Source organism: Scytonema sp. PRP1 (assembly GCF_036697665.2).
GTDB lineage: Bacteria > Cyanobacteriota > Cyanobacteriia > Cyanobacteriales > Nostocaceae > Kalymmatonema > Kalymmatonema gypsitolerans.
In genome coordinates, this window is record NZ_JBAHYJ020000069.1 from 1 (window position 1) to 17010 (window position 17010).

Genomic DNA, 17010 nt, shown 5'->3' on the forward strand with positions numbered 1-17010 from the left:
CAGTCAATCAGAAGCTAGAAAAATCATCAATGCTTGTCAACAGATTATTAGTCCGGAGTATCTAACGAATTCTTACTTAAAAGGTGGAACAATCCGTAAAGGGAAAGCTTTAAAAGAAATTACTGTCATCCCTAAAATGGCGAAATTCTTTTCGACTGGTCAACAAAATACTATTCCTGATTGGATAGTGCGATTTTCATGACAAACTAGGGTGTAGGGGTTGGGTGTAGGGTGTAGGGGAAAAGAGAAAATTATATTTTCGTACAAGAAAGGTTCGGAACCAATGGGTACCTCTGGCTCCCACGCTCTTACCCGACCACACCCCACACCCCACACCCTTGTGATTGACTCATGACTGTCACTGCACCATATCTTGCTAATTACTGGAAAGCTGCAACTGAGCTTAATAAACTCGTGCCAATTGCAGAATACGCGGCAACTAAGTACATACACCCGCAAACTGTTAGGCGTCGGATACTTCAAGGACACTTAATCGGTTTAAAAACAGGGGGGAAATGGTATGTATTGATATCCTAGTTGGGGCTTAAGTCCCAACTAACCAAAACTCAAATCTTGCTTTACGATATCGGACGACAAAGCTAGCTTGGTATAAACCTTACATCTGATGTATACATGGCTGCTTTTAATCCAGGTGCAGGTGGCACCTTAAAATCAACCACCTTAGAAGGCATAGCAATGGAAGCAGCACTGTTGCTACAAAACGCTGAACGTGCTGCACAGGCTGCATCTCCTGAAGCTTTTCCAAATAATATTGCAGTCTCCTTTTTTACTGGTGACAATGTTATTCAGGTGCAAGCTGCATTACCTTTATCAGCCGACTTTAGTGATGATGGAAAAGTTACTTTCTCGGCTGTAGATTATCTTGGTACTCCTTTTACGACTGATGGTGATTTAAAAGCGACTACTTTACCACAAGCAGTTTTAGAGCTTTTTCAAAGATTACAAAATACTGAGAAATCTCAACCGGATGTTGGAGATAAAGTGCAACTTAGTTATGCAACAGAAACTAACATTGCAACGATTAACGCCGAATTCCCAATAACTTTCTCAGTAGCGACTGATGGAACGATATCAGTCAGCGCTAACCCTTATCTTGCCTAATCACTTTTAAGTTTATAAGGAGAAAGCTTTATGGCAGACAATCCACAGATAGAAGGTAGTAACCCAATTGGCTCTGATGGCATTGGAGGAGCTTCTAATGCGCCTGATGTCAAGAAATATCACACTTTTATGGTGAAATCCACAAAGCATCTTTTCAATGCACCTACTGACAAATACAAAGATTTGTTAGATGTTTTGGGATTGCAAGATGTTGATAGCGATGATGGCAAGAAAGAAACCGGATTAAAATTGCAGCAAGGCACTGGATTCATTAACTTATCCGTCCGTGTTAAAGGTGGTGCCACTTTAAGAGTTGTGTGTGACCCTGACAAGGTGGGTACAGCCCTGAAATCTGCCAAGGGGAAAAAGATTTATGGAAAAGATATTGATGCAATACGCATTCCCAAAAAGCGGATTTATATCTAATTTCACTTTATGGAATTACCTGTTCTTGACCTTAACAATTCCCAGAATTGGAAAATGGCTTTTAACCAAGAACGGGTTGCCACAACAACAGTAACAGGATTGCTTATTGCTATTCCTGCATTTGAACTCATTACACCATTTACTGAACATATTTTGGCTGTACGCTGTACTTCCAAAACAGCCAAACCTCACTGGAGGTTTGCGGGGAATTTAATTCAAAGAGTAAGTTTGGGATTAGGAATACCAACAGCAGACGGAACCACTGTTAGGATGCCCCTAAATCGAGTCATGTTGATTAGGTTCCCTCACTTATCAAATGAGTATGAACTCAATTTTATTCCTGCTTATTGGTTGACGCAAATTAGATTGACTGTTTGGAAGTATACAGATGTTGAAGAACTTTATTAGGTTTGGGACTGGAGACAGTCCCAAAGCTGTTCTACGTTCCCACCGCCGCTTCCGGCTTAGGTTTGCGTTCAAAAGTTTGGATGTTCGGCTCCTTTAACACAAAACCTAACTCTGTCGCTTCCCCCATCTTTCCAGAAATGGCAGCTACCCACTGGGCGAAGCTGCTCTGGGCGTCAGTTAGTTTTTTCCACATTTTGGGTTTGACGACGACGGTGATAATGCGTCCATCGCAATCAATCTCGAATTGCTGCCACCCGTTTTCCACGGTTTTGGCTTGCGGTAGTTCGTTAATTTTTACAACAATTTCTAGTTTTCCTTGAGTCATAATTACAAACCCGCTGTTCAATTTCTCGGATCAACTCAAAAAGGCTACTTCTTCTTAAGCGGCTTTAAGGCACCTTTCCTGACGGTCTGGAATCTGCCAGTTGAAAATTCAATCTGTATCTTAGACCCTCCATTCTCCCAGCCTGCTATTGTCACCACCTCGCCACAGTAATCAACTTTCTCACCGACTCTAATGATTAATTCGGGTTGAGCCGTTTTTGGTTGGTTTTGGGGTGGTTGGACACTTGGTTTATCTGAGGGTGCTTTCTTTGAAGTATCTAAGTCCTCATTTTTTAGCTCAAATGCTGGTGTAGTAAGGGGTTGATTAACTTGGTTGATACTTTGATTTTGGTTGATACCCTGAATTTGGTCTTGGGTTAACGAATTATCTATATAGATATTCGATGGACTGGTCTTTATTGGGTCTTCTTTTTCTAAAGGTGTCAACTTATTATCTGAAATCCCTATTAGATCTAGGGGTTTGGAGACTGGTGCTGAGTTGACTCCTGACTCAATTTTTTGTTGACAGCGCCATACAGGGGTAACTCTGCCGTTGACCCTTTTCTTTTCCCCTTTGTACCAACCAGCTCTCTTAAGGCATTCAGCCACCCGCATCTGAGATGAGCGGTCGTGTCTGCCAAGCTCGATTTTTAGGCATTCTGATAAAACGCCGGTGACAGTCGTTTCTTTGAGCGTTTCTAGATAAAGCTCGATGACCTCTTGCCAGCTATCGCCCACTTCAAAACGTTTGTTAAGTAGGGCGTTGCGTATTTCATCCTCTCGTGTTAAATAATTTGTCTCTCCGGCGCGGTAAGCATGAACTGCTGCCGCCCATAGTTGGTCTAATTCCTGCCTCAGCTTTTCTACAGGAATGCGGTCAACTTTGACCGGGACAACCCAAAAGCGCCTGTGTCCCTCTGGATCTACGAGAAATTCTGACGGGTTAACTGTGGCGACAAAGCATGATGTCCGGGGGAACGATTCAACGGTACGCCCATAGGGAACCCGCAAATTATCAGACTTGGTAGTCAGGAACCCTCGCAAGGTGGCAATTTCTTTGCGCTTAAAGATTGATTCAATTTCTGCCATTTCCAAGAACCAGAAACGTCTCAGTTTCAAGCGCTCGTCTTTATCGTTGTTCCCGGTGTTGATGGTATCGTCGAACCAATCGGGGTTAACTGCTAAGGTTTTCCAGAATTTCGATTTTTGCAGCCCCTGCAAGCCCTGTAAAGCAAGGACTGTATCATGTTGGCATCCAGGCTCAAAGACCCGCATCACTTGCCCAATAAGGTGCTTCCGCATAAAGGTATTATGCAGTGGTTCTTCTGTGCCAAAGTAACGAGTTGCAAGCCCGTCTAATATTGATAAATCTTGATTGGGATACTCTGCGGCTACTCGTTCCAGATATTCTCTGACTGGGGAGTAAGATTTTTGTTTGCTTAAAAACAGTACTATTTCATTGGCTGTTGAATTGCTGATATCAGTGTTAAATTCTAGTGCAATGCGGACTGACAAGGTATCCAAGTCTAAAGGTTTACCGTCTAATTCCACTTTAAGTGTCATTTCGTTAAACCGTAGTTTCTCGCCCCAACGTGAGGCTATTAGATTGACTTGTTGCTTTTTCTTGCTCAGGGCTGGCTCTGGCGGTGACACAGAGTCTTTTGCTAGCGCCCTTTCTAGTTCTTGAACTGCTTTTTGATATGCAGCATCAAAATCACCGCTGCCATTTTTCACCACGAAGTCATCGACCCCCTTTCCTTGCTCATGCTTCCAAATGATATCCGCACTAACGCATTCACTAGCACTTAGAGCAATTCTTAATTTTTTCTTGCCAGCTGCAACGCTTAATTTCGCTTTATGCTTTTCATCGCGGTCAAGAGCAAACAACCATTTACTTTCTTCAACTGCAAAGCGTTGTAAGTCCTTAATTAGGTAGGGTCTTACCTGGTTCCCTAGCTCGTCTTCTTTTTTCGCTCCACAGCGGCAACCGTAGAGGGCAAGCCCCACGTAGCCCTGAGAAAGTAGGCATAACCCTTTCTTTCCGCCTTCGGTCACAAGTCTGGGAATGTCGATATCTTCCAGCCATTCCCAGAAGCTGCCCGTTTCTGGCACTTCTAAGCCGTATTTCAGCCCAATTCGTTTTCTTATGCATGGTGGAACTGGTGGTAAAAATGTTCTATCGCCGTTGTCCTGTGGGGCGAAATATTTGTAAGGTCGCTGGCTTTCTTCGTCCCAGATGCTGACAATGGCTTGCCAGAGGCTACCGTCTTCATTTTTCAAGAATGCTGCATACAGTGGGTCATTGGCTTTATGTCCAAATCTTGTGAACTCCCACCCTAGTGCGTCGTGTATTGGGGTGCTGACTTCGCCGCCGTAGTCAAATTCCTGATCAGAGTGAAATTCTACACAAGCCTCAAACAGTTCCGCATCAATACCACTGCCATCTATAAACGCTTTGCGGATAAACTGTTGGAAGTGCTCGAAACTTTGAAATCTATTGCCACTAGGAGCGGCTACGCTGATTTGTGGTAGTATATCTGCATTCATTTTTTAACTTTTTATTCGCTTGGCTTACGACATAAATAGCCAAGCGAATCTTTTCTTTGTAGGTAAGGGTTGACATTTTGGTTTTTGTTTGAGACAACATAATACTCCTGGCAAACGGGATGCAAAATCCCTAATTGTTTACAATAGAGTTATCTTCCTTCCGTCAAAACCAAGGGAACGGTTAGGAAGCGCCGATTTATCGTTATGTCCGATATCTCGGAAGTCGTCTTGGCTCGGTGGTGAGACACCCAACCAAGGCGCTTTAAATAATACATTTAGCAGCAAAGCGCACCGACTTTCCACGGTGCGCTTTGTTAACGTACTACAGCTTAATGAAACATCGATTGTTTTAGCGGTAGTACTCGTATTACAGTTTGCCGGAAGTTTATATTTCTTTACATTGCCACTAAATTAATTTGGTGAGGTGCTTGTTGCTTACAAAGTCCTCCTAATCTCTTGGTCAAAAACGACTTGAAACTCTGAATCAGGGTTGTGACGCTTCAGAATGGTAGAGTAGGCAATTGCATCGTTACGATTGCGGAATCGCTCAACACACACGTGTTGAGCCGGGGGAATCAGTCGGAAAACAGCCCAGGGTTTTAGAATGGTTTGATTTATAGTCATAGTATTCGTAGTAAAAATGGCACCAGTAAGACAAATACTGGTGCTTTCGTTTTGAAAGCGGTACGAGTTTGAAATCACGTATGCACGTGATACTCACTCTGCTAATATTTATTGCACGTGCATAACGACTCAGTCAACTGCACGTGCAATAATTGTGGAGATTCATATCCATATGCCGTTAGAAAATGAACACCCCACACAAAACCATCAACGCTACCCTAAGGATGACTCAGTCCGATTGGGATGCACTCCAAGTAAAAGCCCAACAAATGGGGATGACCAGAACACAATTCCTGATTCAGATTGCCAGAGGGGAGATCCCAGTGGAGAAAAAAGCATTACAAGTGCAGGAGCAGCAACTGCTGGGAAAATATTAGAGCAGCTCCAAGAGCTGCAAGCGGCACACCTCAAATATGTTGATGCTGATAGACAGCGGTTGCAAGCCCGATTGAACGAAACCGATGAGCATCGGAGAAAAATTGTTGCTGATATGCAACGCTTGGAAGGTCAAATCAAAGAACTTTTAGCCGAATCGGGTACTGAGATTGAGTAGACGAGCCGAAACGGACAAAATCGGAATTTTGTAGCTTTGTAGCTGGAAAAGTGGTTATTTTGGAATCAAAACTGGAGGGCGATCGCCAAAAATTGCCCCTCGCTGCTCTAGGTCACGCTTCATATCCTCTGAAAGACCTACACTCCCTCCAAATAAGGCATTTGCAACAATAGCACCGCTTAGATTGGCACCGCTCAGGTAGGCACCGCTCAGATTGGCACCGCTTAGGTCGGCACCGCGCAGGTCGGCACCGCTTAGGTTGGCACCGCTCAGGTTGGCACGGCTCAGGTTGGCACCGCTCAGGTAGGCACCGCTCAGGTTGGCACTGCTCAAGTGGCACCGCTCAGGTTGGCACCGCTCAGGTCGGCACCGCTCAGGTCGGCACCGTTCAGGTCGGCACCGCTCAGGTCGGCATCCCTTAGATTGGCATCCCTCAGGTCGGCACCGCTCAGGTTGGCACCGCTCAGGTTGGCATCGCTCAGGTTGGCACCGCTCAGGTTGGCACCGCTCAGGTCGGCACCGCTCAGGTTGGCATCGCTCAGGATGGCACCGCTCAGGATGGCACCGCTCAGGATGGCACCGCTCAGGATGGCACCGCTCAGGATGGCACCACTCAAGTCGGCATCCCTCAGGATGGCATTCCTCAGGTTGGCATTCCTCAGGTTGGCACCCCTCAGGTCGGCATTACTTAAATTTCGACCGAAAGCTCCCTGATTAACAATCTCCCAAACTAAACGCCACTTGCTATCAATTTGTGTTTCCTCGTTAATATTTGCATCCTTGAGATAGGCACGGCTCAGGTTGGCACCGCTCAGGTTGGCACCGCTCAGGTTGGCACCGCTCAGGTCGGCATCGCTCAGGTTGGCACCGCTCAGGTCGGTATCGCTCAGGTTGGCACGACTCAGGTTGGCACGGCTCAGGTTGGCACGGCTCAGGTTGGCACGGCTCAGGTTGGCATCGCTCAGGTTGGCACGGCTCAGGTTGGCACGGCTCAGGATGGCACCGCTCAGGTTGGCACGGCTCAGGATGGCACCGCTCAAGTCGGCATCCCTCAGGTTGGCATTCCTCAGGTTGGCATTCCTCAGGTTGGCATTCCTCAGGTTGGCACGGCTCAGGTTGGCATTACTTAAATTTCGACCGAAAGCTGCCTGATTAACAATCTTCCAAACTAAAAGCCAGTTGCTATCAATCTGTGTCTCCTCGTTAATAGTTGCATCCTTGAGATAGGCACGGCTCAGGTTGGCACCGCTCAGGATGGCACCGCTCAGGATGGCACGGCTCAGGTTGGCACGGCTCAGGTTGGCACGGCTCAGGTCGGCATCGCTCAGGTTGGCATCGCTCAGATCGGCATCGCTCAGGTCGGCATTGCTCAGGTCGGCATCGCTCAGGTCGGCATCGCTCAGGTCGGCACCCCTCAGGTCGGCATCGCTCAAGTCAGCGCCACTCAAGTTTCGACCCTTAGTTGGCTGACTGACAATCTCTTGCACTAAACGCCATTTCTCATCAGGTTCGTTACTTTCGTCATCATCTGAAATTTCGCTTAAAATTTGAATATTCTCAACAGGATAACCGCTGACTTCAGTTAGTTCTCTTAATTCAAACTGAGATATAAGCCGTTTGATATCCTCTTGAGAACCTTCTACGATTATTCGGATGCTACCTTTTTTAATATCAATAATTTCTATAGTGTCGCCTGAGTATTCTTGTAAAATCAATTCAAGAATTTTGAAGTTGTGAACTGAATTTATATCACCTTTTAATATAATTTCTGCTTTAATTGTTTGACTTTGTTTATCTACTACAGTCACTTGACGGCGAAGTGTTTGCACTGCCTCCACCTCCTCATGAATATCTGAGCTACTGCAATCGTTTCTCTCTAGTCGCTCGGATTGTTCTTCTTCTGTTATTCTCGCAATTTTGCTCCAATCCAGTTTCAGTGCCTCACATATCCTTTTAAATGAATCAAGCTGAATTGGTTCACACTGAAAAAATTTTGTAACTGTACTGCGAGCTAATAATTGAGACTTTGCAAAGTTGAGTTTTGAATCAAATCCTAGCCTTTTCAAAGCATTTTCTGCTCTCTCTACACCTTGTGGAGACGCTATGTAAGTTACTTTCTTCTTTTTGGTGCCAAGGCTAGGGTCTGTCATGGTTTGACCAGAGTTTTTTAGAAGCGATTATTTGTGCAATCAAAACTAGGGCATAAGACAATCATAAGAGAGTCACAAGTGATGTACAACAAAATCATTGTGCAGACAAGGTTTTAAGCATTTGGCTCGACATTAGAAGTATGAAGTTTATTTGCTCTGCAAAATCCATGAATAACAAGCCAATCCCTAACTCTCACTCTACAATAGAATTCAGCATTGCCCAAGAACGCTTGCGCCAAGCTCGTTACAGCTTTAACATAGCCATGATTGCAACTACAGCATCTTTCTTTATTAGCCTCGTAGGTTCTGGGCTACTTCTGTTTAATAAAGCTCCAGAAGGAAGTGTTATCGCTGCTGGAGGATTGGTTTCTAGTGTGCGGTGCATCCAATTTGCAAAAGATTGTAATGACAGGCTCGACAAGATTTTAGCTGAATTAGATGATGAAACTTAAGATTCACTTATAAATATCCGCCATATATATATATGGTGGATATTTATAAGTGAAGTAGACTACTTATTCATCCAAGCCTAACTGCCTAGGGGAAATATCCGCTAGTTTTAGAAATTTCCTAAAAGCATCCCAAGTCCGAGTATCCAGAGAAAATTCTTTCCCCTTTTGAGATGGCTTTGCCCCAAAAGACTCGCGCTCCATCTCAATAAAATTTTTCAGCGCTCTCACCACAATTTCCTGCTCACTTTTCTGTTGACGGGTGAACTCTTCAATGATGTCAGTTCTGCTGGCTCCTTTCTCATCACCCAGCTTTTTAAGAGTATCCCAAGCGTGGTCACTCAGCATCATACTTCGCAGTTTCTTCTCTCTCCATATTCCTTGGGGCAAGGGGCACTGTCCGTTTTTATCGCGGTTTCTGCTGGTTTTGTAAACCCCTTTGTTCTCACTCATAATAGTGTATGTTCTACGCTCTATTTTAAAAGCATACCGTATATATATATGGAAAAATAACCATATATATATATGGTTGTTTTTTGTTTAGTAAGTCTTTGAGCCATGATGGCTATTCATGACAATAAAATGATTCGAGCCGGAACCAGAATTAAGATAACTGGCAATAACACTACTGAATGCTATTGGTGGAACCTGTACAGATAGCGCTGTTACTGAGAGCGAATATTCTCGCTATTATCTCATTTCTCCAAATGCCTATCCCAGCAATAGCATCCGATGAAATGAGATAGAATTTATTGATAAAATGCGTCAGGAATGATTGGGAGAAAAAGCAGATACCCTCACTAAAACGAAAGTCATCCCTCAAACCTAGAATGCAGGATGGTTGGGCAGTACTTGACAAATAGCAAAACCCGCCTACATTGAAATAGCTTCCTCTTTGTTACAACTGTTGCAGCCTAAAGTGATAGCAAAGCCAATGCCTTCTATGTGATAGAACCCGGTCATTATAAACACACCGTTTCTCGTTATGGAAAAACCCTCATTCTTTCATCGGGGAATGAGGGTTTTCTTTTCGTGTGCGCCTTATTGAACATAATTTCTCCCAATGTTGGATGACTGCGCTTGACAAATAGCAAAAAGCGCTTAGATTGAAAGGGCTCCAAGATAGCATCGGCGTTACAACACAAGTAGCCGATTAAATCAAGGTAGCAAATTGGCTACAAGATAGTTCCTATAACAAAAACTTTAGAGGTAAGCGTAAAACCCTGATTTCACCATAGAAACCAGGGTTTTGTATTGATAACAAATTCAAAACTAAAGGTGCAAAGTGACAAAATACAACGCACCAGTAAGTAGGCGTAATGCTAGAGAAAGTGTCACCTTGTGCCATATCCCCTTAGAAAGTTCTTAATTAAACTGGTGTCGGAACTTTTCTGACATGATTCTACAACCTGACAGCATTTTAAAGGGACGAAAAGTAAAATTTAGTAGGTAAGTACCAGATCCAAAACTAAAGTAGGAACTTTGCCTACCAACAAAGTGATTGGGAATAGAAAGCCCAAAAGCTCCCCCAGTAGTGCTTACAGGCTAATTTGCCGTTTTTGCAGCTTCTCTAGCCTTACGCCAAATTAGATGAGCTTACCCTGGGATCTCGGCTTAATACCTAGTTGATATGCTCAAATCTTAGCTAACTTAATTTATTTATTTCAGAGCTAAAATTGTACCAACGAATTACTTGCTGTGCAGCTAACTTTGCACAATTAGAAAACGCAAGCAATTCACGTTCGGGGCATTCATCATTTGTAGGAATATAATTTGCTTTAGCGTGAGCAATTGAATTACGTGTAGAGTAAAGACTTGCGCTAAACGCCCTTAAAGCTTGTGATATCTGCTCTTCATTACTATTACTAGAGATTGCTTTTAATTTTTTGAGAAATGGCGGGGCAACTTTAGCTAATTCACTTGCTTCACAGCATGTCAATACTGTCTCCTTTATCGCTTCTCTATCTTTCCTACGACTCTGTTGTTTTTCAATTACCTTTTCAAGTTCAGAGATAAAATTTGCATCAGGTTGTAATGCGCGTGGGCTTAATAACTTTGCACGAACAGCATCATTGAACTGCATTTTTATCACTGTTTGAGAAACATATTCAATAACTTTAGTAAAGTATAAAATCTGTACATGAGGGTCGATTGATGCAATAGCTTGATTATATAGTTCTAGGACATCAGACATATTCCTACCAAGTAACAGTGGTCGAAGAATATGGCTAGTATTATAGGTTTTTAACTCATCTTCATCTACCCAAATATCATCGTTATCAAAAAAAGGAAAAACTTCAAAATCAATACCTAAAGTGCTACTTAACTCAAATAAATATGCTTGAAGTATATCTTTTTCTATTGATTCAGAAATTGGCTGCTCAAATTTTAACTCTACAAACACATCACTACCCACAGAAGAAAAACCTGTAGTAAATTTCTCTTCAAGAGCTAACATTGCTCCACAAATAGTAAAACCACTAGTTAGAGAATATGAAACTTTAATACCATCTATATTAGTATTAGACACATAAAATTGATTATAAAATTTCATTTCTTCTTTTAGTTTTTTAGTTTCTTCTTCATTTTTTATAGATTGGTTTTTTATATTATTACTAATAATTTGAATAAATTCATCGTCTAGTTCTAACTTTATATTTGAAACAGCATTTCTTAGGATTTTTTTGAATTTTGTTAAATTTTGAGGTTTTGACTGAAAAATCTTATTATTTACATTATAGATATGATGAACTAAACTGCTAGCTCTATCATTTATGGCTTTAACTCGAATTAAGGAACGATACTTTGAGCGATAGATTGTATTTTTAATTAATCTTGTAGACTGCAACTCATCTACTAAATCAATAAAATCCTGATAGGACATTGCAACTATCTCATTCCAATACGGTAGACCTACACCTAGCGTAGTCTTTGAGTCTATTGTTTTATTAGAGTATTTAGCAGGATCAAAATTGTCATCTATTAAATCAACCGGACTTTCTAATGTATATGTTAAGTCTACCAACGTATCTAAAAAATTAAACTGATTGACCCACACATTTATAGCGTTAGCAATTTGCTCTTTCAACTCAGGTGGGTTAAAGTAAAGCATAAAGGTTTAAGCATCTTTTTAAATACTACTGATACTATAGCAGTCCCTTAATCGGCTCAAAACTAGCCAATCTCTCAGGAATGTTATCAGCTATCCGCCTGCAAGTAGCAATGGAACAGGAATGTACGCGCTTGCCCAAAATGCTTACTGCACTTAGCTTCTAGTCACCGCCTTCAAACAGTCAAATTTTTGTGATAAAAATCTTTATCGCAGAAAAAATGCACTCATTACTTGGGGTAAAAGTAGCGAGCTTGTCATGAGCCGCCACGCGACGGCTAAAACCCTTGCTGTGAAAGAGCTACAGGAATAAAATTGCTCTTTAACCCGAAAACCCCCAAAAAAGCTTGTTTTTGCAGTACCAATTGAACTTTAGGCTATTTGGAACACGGTTTGACAACGTAGCTATGAGGCTTGGGGGCTCTAAAAATTGGGAGGGTTTATTTGGTACAGCCCAAAGAGAACATTTTGGTAGGTCAAATGCCGCCGACATCTCAAACCCGAAAAATTTTTTGATGGAATTCTTATCCCGTAAGGTTTTCAAGGCTTGCATGGCGGCTGGTGACAGCTTCGCCACTTTTACCCCTGCTAATGCTCCTCAAAACCCCTCAAAATTATGTCTGCTAAGGTAAGTGGCACTTTTTTACAACTATCTCGGCTCAATCCCCCATAGGCTGCACTTGGTGGCACGAACCTTCGATCTACGCCTATTAGGCGCAATGCTAGGGAAGCTGTCATAGTGTGCTAAATCGCTTAAAAGTATTGATATAATTAGCTTTCAGCGATTAATCCGCTAGTGCATTTGTTTTTCAAGCCGAAGGCGGAGTATTTGAAGATTCCCTTTTACAGGAAGTAGTAATATGCACACTTATGCTACAGATGCTAAAGATAGAGAATGGGTTTTATTATGGATTGCTGCCTTAGCAGTTGTAGCAACATTACTCCTTAACTATGTATTGAAAGTTTTAAATTTACAGGTGCCTTGGTGGCTAGATGCACCTTCTGTTATGGGGTTTTACGGTTTGTTGTACGAATTGTTTGATGAAGTTATATGGGCACTAAGAATTGGACCTATTCGTTTCTCAGATATCCCAAACCTACGAGGGACTTGGGTTGGGGTTATCAGGTCTTCTTATCAAACTGGTACGGAGACTCGTGGAGTCATTATATATATTCGTCAAACATGGTCAAAAATCAGTGTGCAGCTGGAAACTGAAACATCTAGGTCTAAATCAACAATGGCTGCGGTTTATACAGAGAACTCTTCAGAACCAGGGCTGAAATATGAATACGCGAACGAACCAGGAGCACGCAGTCCAGAAACAATGCAACCTCATAGGGGTATTGTTAATCTAGTTTTAAGTCCTGATAGAAAAACATTGAAGGGTGACTATTTCACTAGTCGAAGTCGTCAAACTTATGGAGAAATGGTATTTCAACGTGTATCTTATGAGTGCCTTACACGTCAGGAAGCGTTGCAAAAAGCAAGCAGTTTTCTTGCAAGTATGTAGTTAAGGAGCAACCAAAAACCTAAAATAGAGATTAACTATGTTTGTAATAGCATTAGTTTGATTATCAAAAATTTATAAAGGACGTAAAGGTCCAAAAATTCCGACATAGTTTTCATTGTTTTTATCTTTTAAGTTTGTAAATTCTCTAATATCTCCGGTTTGCGATACAACAAAAACGAATGGGTCTAGTTCAGAAGCAGTACAGAGCCTAGCAGCAGAGCGGTGCCTTGTACCAAATTCCTCTAAATTCCATTTTTGTAATTTTTCGTCATTTATTAATGATTTAGAAAAAAACTCTTTCACTTTTGATTTATCTTTTTTATATAATATCTCGAGATCATCTGATTGTTGAAACAGTGGATCACCAAAGTTAGGCTCTATTTTTACTTCATAATATTTTTCTTTGAAATCTTCTTTAGTTTTAACTTCTCCTTGAAAACCAATTAAAGATAAATTATCGTCCAAAATAATACTACCATCTATAGTGGATAAATATGCTATGAAATCTATAGAATTGACTAACTGATGATAGTTAATAAGTAATCTTTTTTTCAAATTATCATCTGAATCTCGATAAGTATAGTATTCTTCAAAGAAGTCTATAATGCATTTTCCTAAATTAGGTTTTTGTGTAGTAAACTGCCCAATATTAAAGTAATTACTAAGCCTTAGTTCTGGGCTAAAATCATTTGGTATAATAACAAATTGGCTTCCATGACCCAAATTAACAGCTAATTTAAGAATACGATGCCAAACTCTCTGAATAATCTTCATTAGCTCATATAATTTTTTATTAAAATCGCTTTTTTCACTATCAATAATAAATTTTCTTTGTGCGCTAAGATTTTTTGCAATTTGAAAAAAAAGTGTATTTGCTAAAGGATTTAAAACCGGATCATAACTTATTCTAACTTTGCCTTCAACTAGTGTTAGTGGCACTGTAATACCATTTTTTAAATGATATACTATATGTAATCGACCAGGATCTTCAATACTTAATAAAAGTCCAAATAAAGTAGTTGAGCGATTAAATAATTCTCCAAATAGCTCGTCCTTATTTTCTATTTTAATTATTCTCTCAATTACTAAAATCGGTTGTTCTGATTCTGATTCTTTTGGTTTTTCTTTTATAAGAAGAGCAGAGTGGTGTGGAATACCAAGACCGATGCGAGCAAAAGTAGCAAGATTCAAAGCAATATCAATATTTTTATCAACATTATTTTTATCAAGATTTTTTTCATCGTTAAAGCTAATCATGAAGTTAGAGTTTTGTTTACAGCCATAAGAATTATTTAGGCAGTTCTGTTCTATGGGTACGTATATTTTAAACTTTGGATACCTTGATTCTTCTTTTTTAAAGCTTACTACAAAAGCTGCTTCAATTAATTCTTGTAATTTATCTCCCACCATTAACTTCGATTTTTCTATCGATATCAACTGTTTAATGCCTTCAGTAAGTTTATTTAATCCAGCCGCATTATCTTTGTAATCCTTTCTAATAATAGGAGCTAGTGTGTTTCTCAGTAAATTTTCTCTTTCCTTTAAAATTTTCTTTACTTCAATTCCTAAAGCTCCAGAAAAATTAGTGTTACTTAAGTTCGCTGTCGTTAGCTCTTTAACATCATTGAAATCGGCACCGTTCAGGTTAGCACCGCTCAGGTCGGCATCGCTCAGGTTAGCACCGTTCAGGTTAGCACCGCTCAGGTCGGCATCGCTCAAGTTAGCACCGTTCAGGTTGGCACCGCTTAGGTCTTTATCGCTCAGGTCGGCATCGCTCAGGTCGGCATGGCTCAGGTTAGCACCGCTCAGGTTGGCATGGCTCAGGTTAGCACCGCTCAGGTCGGCACCGCTTAGGTCTTTATCGCTCAGGTTGGTACCGCTCAGGTTGGCATAGCTCAGGTTAGCACGGCTCAGGTTGGCATAGCTCAGGTTAGCACGGCTCAGGTCGGCACCGAGCAGGTCGGCACAGCTCAGGTCGGCACCGCTTAGGTCTTTATCGCTCAGGTCGGCATGGCTCAATTTAGAACCGCCCAGGTCGGCATGGCTCAGTTTAGCACCGCTCAGGTCGGCATCGCTCAGGTCGGCATCGCTCAGGTTGGCATCGCTCAGGTTGGCACGGCTCAGGTCAGCACGGCTCAGGTCAGCACGGCTCAGGTTGGCATCGCTCAGTTTAGCACCGCTCAGGTTAGCACCGCTCAGGTTAGCACCGCTTAGGTCGGCAAGGCTCAGGTTAGCACCGCTCAGGTTAGCATCGCTCAGGTCGGCACCGCTCAGATCTTTACCGTTAGCTTCCTGATTAACAATCTCCCAAACTAAATACCATTTGGGCTCAATCTTTGTGCTTTCATCAATAATTATTGCATCCTTCAGGTTAGCATCGCTTAGGATGGCACCGCTTAGGTTGGCACCGCTGAGGTCGGCACCGCTGAGGTCGGCATCGCTCAGGTCAGCATAGCTCAGGTCAGCACGGCTGAGGTTGGCACCGCTGAGGTCGGCATCGCTCAGGTCAGCATCGCTCAGGTCAGTACCGCTGAGGTCGGCATCGCTCAGGTCAGCACGGCTGAGGTCGGCATCGCTGAGGATGGCACCGCTGAGGATGGCACCGCTGAGGTCGGCATCGCTCAGGTCAGCATAGCTCAGGTCAGCACGGCTGAGGTCGGCATCGCTCAGGTCAACACCGCTTAAGTCTTTATCGCTCAGGTCAGCAACGCTCAGGTTGGCACCCCTCAGATTGGCACCGCTCAGGATAGCACGCCTAAGGTCGGCACGGCTCAGGTCAGCAATACTCAGGTCAGCACGGCTGAGGTCGGCATCGTTCAGGTCAGCATCGCTCAGGTCAGCAACGCTCAGGTTGGCACCCCTCAGATTGGCACCGCTCAGGTTGGCACCCCTCAGATTAGCACTGCTCAGGTCTTTACCGTTGAGGTCAACACCGCTCAAATCAGGTCTTGTAGAATCTTCCCGTCTCCATAAATTCCAATATTCGATCCCTTTCTGTATCCCTTCCTTTAACTTATCAAGATGGTTTTGATTTGCCATAGAGTGTTAACTTTTGAGCTTAAATCTCATTATTGTTTCTTCTTAAGACATTCAACACTTGGCATAAATCCAGCAGTCAAGATGCCAACGCCAATGGTCTTCTTCCGGAAAGCAATATTTCCCGACATTTTGGTTGAGAGAAGTTTTCTTTTAAAAACCAATCACAGAAACAGCTTTCTTCCTTTGCTCTGGGGTCACTTCCAAATACCGCTGCAAAGTCCCCAAATCGTTGTGACCACTGATTTCTTGGATATGCCGCAACGGAATACCAGCGCTACACATCTGAGTTAACGCCGTTCGCCGAAAGCTATGGGTACTGACACCGACTAAACCAACACGCTTACAGGCATTTTTCAGAATCTTCTCAGCTGCAAACCGCGTCAGACGTTCAGTAATACCGCGCTTACCTGGGAACAATGCTCCCGGTTTTGGTTGATGCTCCGCCAAAAATGCAGCTAATCCGGGCTGAATATCTACAACGCGGGTTTTCAGTTTCCCTTTGGTGGTAGACTTCCTAAAAGTTAACGTTCCGCTTTTAATGTCCGTGGTGTTAAGTCCCAACGCTTCGGATACTCGACAACCAGTAAATAGACAGATGGCAAATAGAGCGCGATCGCGCGAGTTGGTCAATCCATCAGTAAATAACAGCCGTAATTCTTCCGGGGTTAAGATTTTCCCTTGTCCGTTTCCGTTGACCTTCATTGTGGGTTAGTATTACCTGATATCAGTACTATACACGTTAAAAGCT

The 17010-nt window shown here is 42.5% G+C and carries 18 protein-coding genes; 8 read left to right on the top strand and 10 right to left on the bottom strand.

Going from position 1 to position 17010, the window contains the following annotated elements; translation table 11 throughout:
* The 5 genes from V5G28_RS14870 to V5G28_RS14890 form a co-directional block, all read left to right on the top strand.
* Positions 1-202, top strand: a 202-nt coding sequence (locus tag V5G28_RS14870; RefSeq protein WP_336230815.1) for a hypothetical protein, incomplete at its 5' end; no start/stop codon positions are given.
* A gap of 149 nt (positions 203-351) precedes the next feature.
* On the top strand, positions 352-537 hold the full coding sequence (locus V5G28_RS14875) for a hypothetical protein (protein ID WP_336230816.1): 186 nt from the start codon (positions 352-354) through the stop codon (positions 535-537).
* A 96-nt stretch (positions 538-633) separates the two neighbouring features.
* Positions 634-1122, top strand: a complete 489-nt coding sequence (locus tag V5G28_RS14880; protein ID WP_336230817.1) for a hypothetical protein — start codon at positions 634-636, stop codon at positions 1120-1122.
* 30 nt (positions 1123-1152) lie between these two features.
* A complete protein-coding gene (locus tag V5G28_RS14885) occupies positions 1153-1548 on the top strand; it encodes a hypothetical protein (RefSeq protein WP_073635828.1) in 396 nt (131 codons plus the stop codon).
* Positions 1549-1557: 9 nt separating this feature from the next.
* Positions 1558-1956, top strand: a complete 399-nt coding sequence (locus V5G28_RS14890; protein ID WP_336230819.1) for a hypothetical protein — start codon at positions 1558-1560, stop codon at positions 1954-1956.
* 31 nt (positions 1957-1987) lie between these two features.
* Here V5G28_RS14890 and V5G28_RS14895 read toward each other — a convergent pair whose 3' ends face one another.
* The 4 genes from V5G28_RS14895 to V5G28_RS14910 form a co-directional block, all read right to left on the bottom strand.
* Positions 1988-2281 (bottom strand): fertility inhibition FinO-like protein, encoded by a 294-nt coding sequence (locus tag V5G28_RS14895; protein WP_336230821.1) that lies wholly within the window; start codon positions 2279-2281, stop codon positions 1988-1990.
* Positions 2282-2325: 44 nt separating this feature from the next.
* Positions 2326-4827 carry a VapE domain-containing protein gene (locus V5G28_RS14900; protein WP_336230823.1) on the bottom strand — a complete coding sequence of 834 codons (2502 nt, stop codon included), beginning with the start codon at positions 4825-4827 and terminating at the stop codon, positions 2326-2328.
* 138 nt (positions 4828-4965) lie between these two features.
* Positions 4966-5130, bottom strand: a complete 165-nt coding sequence (locus V5G28_RS14905) for a hypothetical protein (RefSeq protein WP_336230824.1) — start codon at positions 5128-5130, stop codon at positions 4966-4968.
* Positions 5131-5262: 132 nt separating this feature from the next.
* Positions 5263-5451: a hypothetical protein gene (locus tag V5G28_RS14910; protein WP_336230826.1), complete on the bottom strand. Its 189-nt coding sequence runs from the start codon at positions 5449-5451 to the stop codon at positions 5263-5265.
* Positions 5452-5605: 154 nt separating this feature from the next.
* Between V5G28_RS14910 and V5G28_RS14915 the strand changes: the two genes are divergently transcribed.
* A complete protein-coding gene (locus tag V5G28_RS14915; RefSeq protein WP_336230828.1) occupies positions 5606-6004 on the top strand; it encodes a hypothetical protein in 399 nt (132 codons plus the stop codon).
* A 54-nt stretch (positions 6005-6058) separates the two neighbouring features.
* Here V5G28_RS14915 and V5G28_RS14920 read toward each other — a convergent pair whose 3' ends face one another.
* Together V5G28_RS14920 and V5G28_RS14925 are read right to left on the bottom strand one after the other, a co-directional pair.
* On the bottom strand, positions 6059-6337 hold the full coding sequence (locus tag V5G28_RS14920) for a pentapeptide repeat-containing protein (RefSeq protein WP_336230830.1): 279 nt from the start codon (positions 6335-6337) through the stop codon (positions 6059-6061).
* Entirely contained in the window at positions 6334-8154 is a 1821-nt protein-coding gene (locus tag V5G28_RS14925; protein WP_336230831.1) for a pentapeptide repeat-containing protein, read from the bottom strand. The genes V5G28_RS14920 and V5G28_RS14925 overlap by 4 nt, the downstream gene beginning before the upstream one ends.
* 167 nt (positions 8155-8321) lie before the next feature.
* Here V5G28_RS14925 and V5G28_RS14930 point away from each other — a divergent pair, with 167 nt between their 5' ends.
* Positions 8322-8606 (top strand): TRADD-N-associated membrane domain-containing protein, encoded by a 285-nt coding sequence (locus V5G28_RS14930; RefSeq protein WP_336230833.1) that lies wholly within the window; start codon positions 8322-8324, stop codon positions 8604-8606.
* A 63-nt stretch (positions 8607-8669) separates the two neighbouring features.
* Here V5G28_RS14930 and V5G28_RS14935 read toward each other — a convergent pair whose 3' ends face one another.
* Both V5G28_RS14935 and V5G28_RS14940 read right to left on the bottom strand, forming a co-directional pair.
* A complete protein-coding gene (locus tag V5G28_RS14935) occupies positions 8670-9056 on the bottom strand; it encodes a hypothetical protein (RefSeq protein ID WP_336230835.1) in 387 nt (128 codons plus the stop codon).
* Positions 9057-10248: 1192 nt separating this feature from the next.
* Complete coding sequence (locus V5G28_RS14940; RefSeq protein WP_336230837.1) at positions 10249-11715, bottom strand: hypothetical protein; 1467 nt, start codon at positions 11713-11715, stop codon at positions 10249-10251.
* 857 nt (positions 11716-12572) lie between these two features.
* Between V5G28_RS14940 and V5G28_RS14945 the strand changes: the two genes are divergently transcribed.
* A complete protein-coding gene (locus tag V5G28_RS14945) occupies positions 12573-13223 on the top strand; it encodes a Cap15 family CBASS effector (RefSeq protein ID WP_336230838.1) in 651 nt (216 codons plus the stop codon).
* Positions 13224-13295: 72 nt separating this feature from the next.
* Here the strand turns inward: V5G28_RS14945 and V5G28_RS14950 are convergent, their stop codons facing one another.
* Together V5G28_RS14950 and V5G28_RS14955 are read right to left on the bottom strand one after the other, a co-directional pair.
* The gene (locus V5G28_RS14950; RefSeq protein ID WP_336230839.1) at positions 13296-16262 is read right to left on the bottom strand and encodes a pentapeptide repeat-containing protein; all 2967 of its coding nucleotides are present in this window, start codon (positions 16260-16262) and stop codon (positions 13296-13298) included.
* Between the two features lie 150 nt (positions 16263-16412).
* Entirely contained in the window at positions 16413-16964 is a 552-nt protein-coding gene (locus V5G28_RS14955) for a tyrosine-type recombinase/integrase (RefSeq protein WP_336230841.1), read from the bottom strand.
* Between the last annotated feature and the right edge of the window lie 46 nt (positions 16965-17010).

Excerpts from the sequence above, each read along its gene's own strand:
- V5G28_RS14875 (WP_336230816.1), top strand. The coding sequence starts at position 352 with ATGACTGTCACTGCACCATATCTTGCTAATTACTGGAAAGCTGCAACT.
- V5G28_RS14880 (WP_336230817.1), top strand. The coding sequence starts at position 634 with ATGGCTGCTTTTAATCCAGGTGCAGGTGGCACCTTAAAATCAACCACC.
- V5G28_RS14885 (WP_073635828.1), top strand. The coding sequence starts at position 1,153 with ATGGCAGACAATCCACAGATAGAAGGTAGTAACCCAATTGGCTCTGAT.
- V5G28_RS14890 (WP_336230819.1), top strand. The coding sequence starts at position 1,558 with ATGGAATTACCTGTTCTTGACCTTAACAATTCCCAGAATTGGAAAATG.
- V5G28_RS14895 (WP_336230821.1), bottom strand. The coding sequence starts at position 2,281 with ATGACTCAAGGAAAACTAGAAATTGTTGTAAAAATTAACGAACTACCG.
- V5G28_RS14900 (WP_336230823.1), bottom strand. The coding sequence starts at position 4,827 with ATGAATGCAGATATACTACCACAAATCAGCGTAGCCGCTCCTAGTGGC.
- V5G28_RS14910 (WP_336230826.1), bottom strand. The coding sequence starts at position 5,451 with ATGACTATAAATCAAACCATTCTAAAACCCTGGGCTGTTTTCCGACTG.
- V5G28_RS14925 (WP_336230831.1), bottom strand. The coding sequence starts at position 8,154 with ATGACAGACCCTAGCCTTGGCACCAAAAAGAAGAAAGTAACTTACATA.
- V5G28_RS14930 (WP_336230833.1), top strand. The coding sequence starts at position 8,322 with ATGAATAACAAGCCAATCCCTAACTCTCACTCTACAATAGAATTCAGC.
- V5G28_RS14935 (WP_336230835.1), bottom strand. The coding sequence starts at position 9,056 with ATGAGTGAGAACAAAGGGGTTTACAAAACCAGCAGAAACCGCGATAAA.
- V5G28_RS14940 (WP_336230837.1), bottom strand. The coding sequence starts at position 11,715 with ATGCTTTACTTTAACCCACCTGAGTTGAAAGAGCAAATTGCTAACGCT.
- V5G28_RS14945 (WP_336230838.1), top strand. The coding sequence starts at position 12,573 with ATGCACACTTATGCTACAGATGCTAAAGATAGAGAATGGGTTTTATTA.
- V5G28_RS14950 (WP_336230839.1), bottom strand. The coding sequence starts at position 16,262 with ATGGCAAATCAAAACCATCTTGATAAGTTAAAGGAAGGGATACAGAAA.
- V5G28_RS14955 (WP_336230841.1), bottom strand. The coding sequence starts at position 16,964 with ATGAAGGTCAACGGAAACGGACAAGGGAAAATCTTAACCCCGGAAGAA.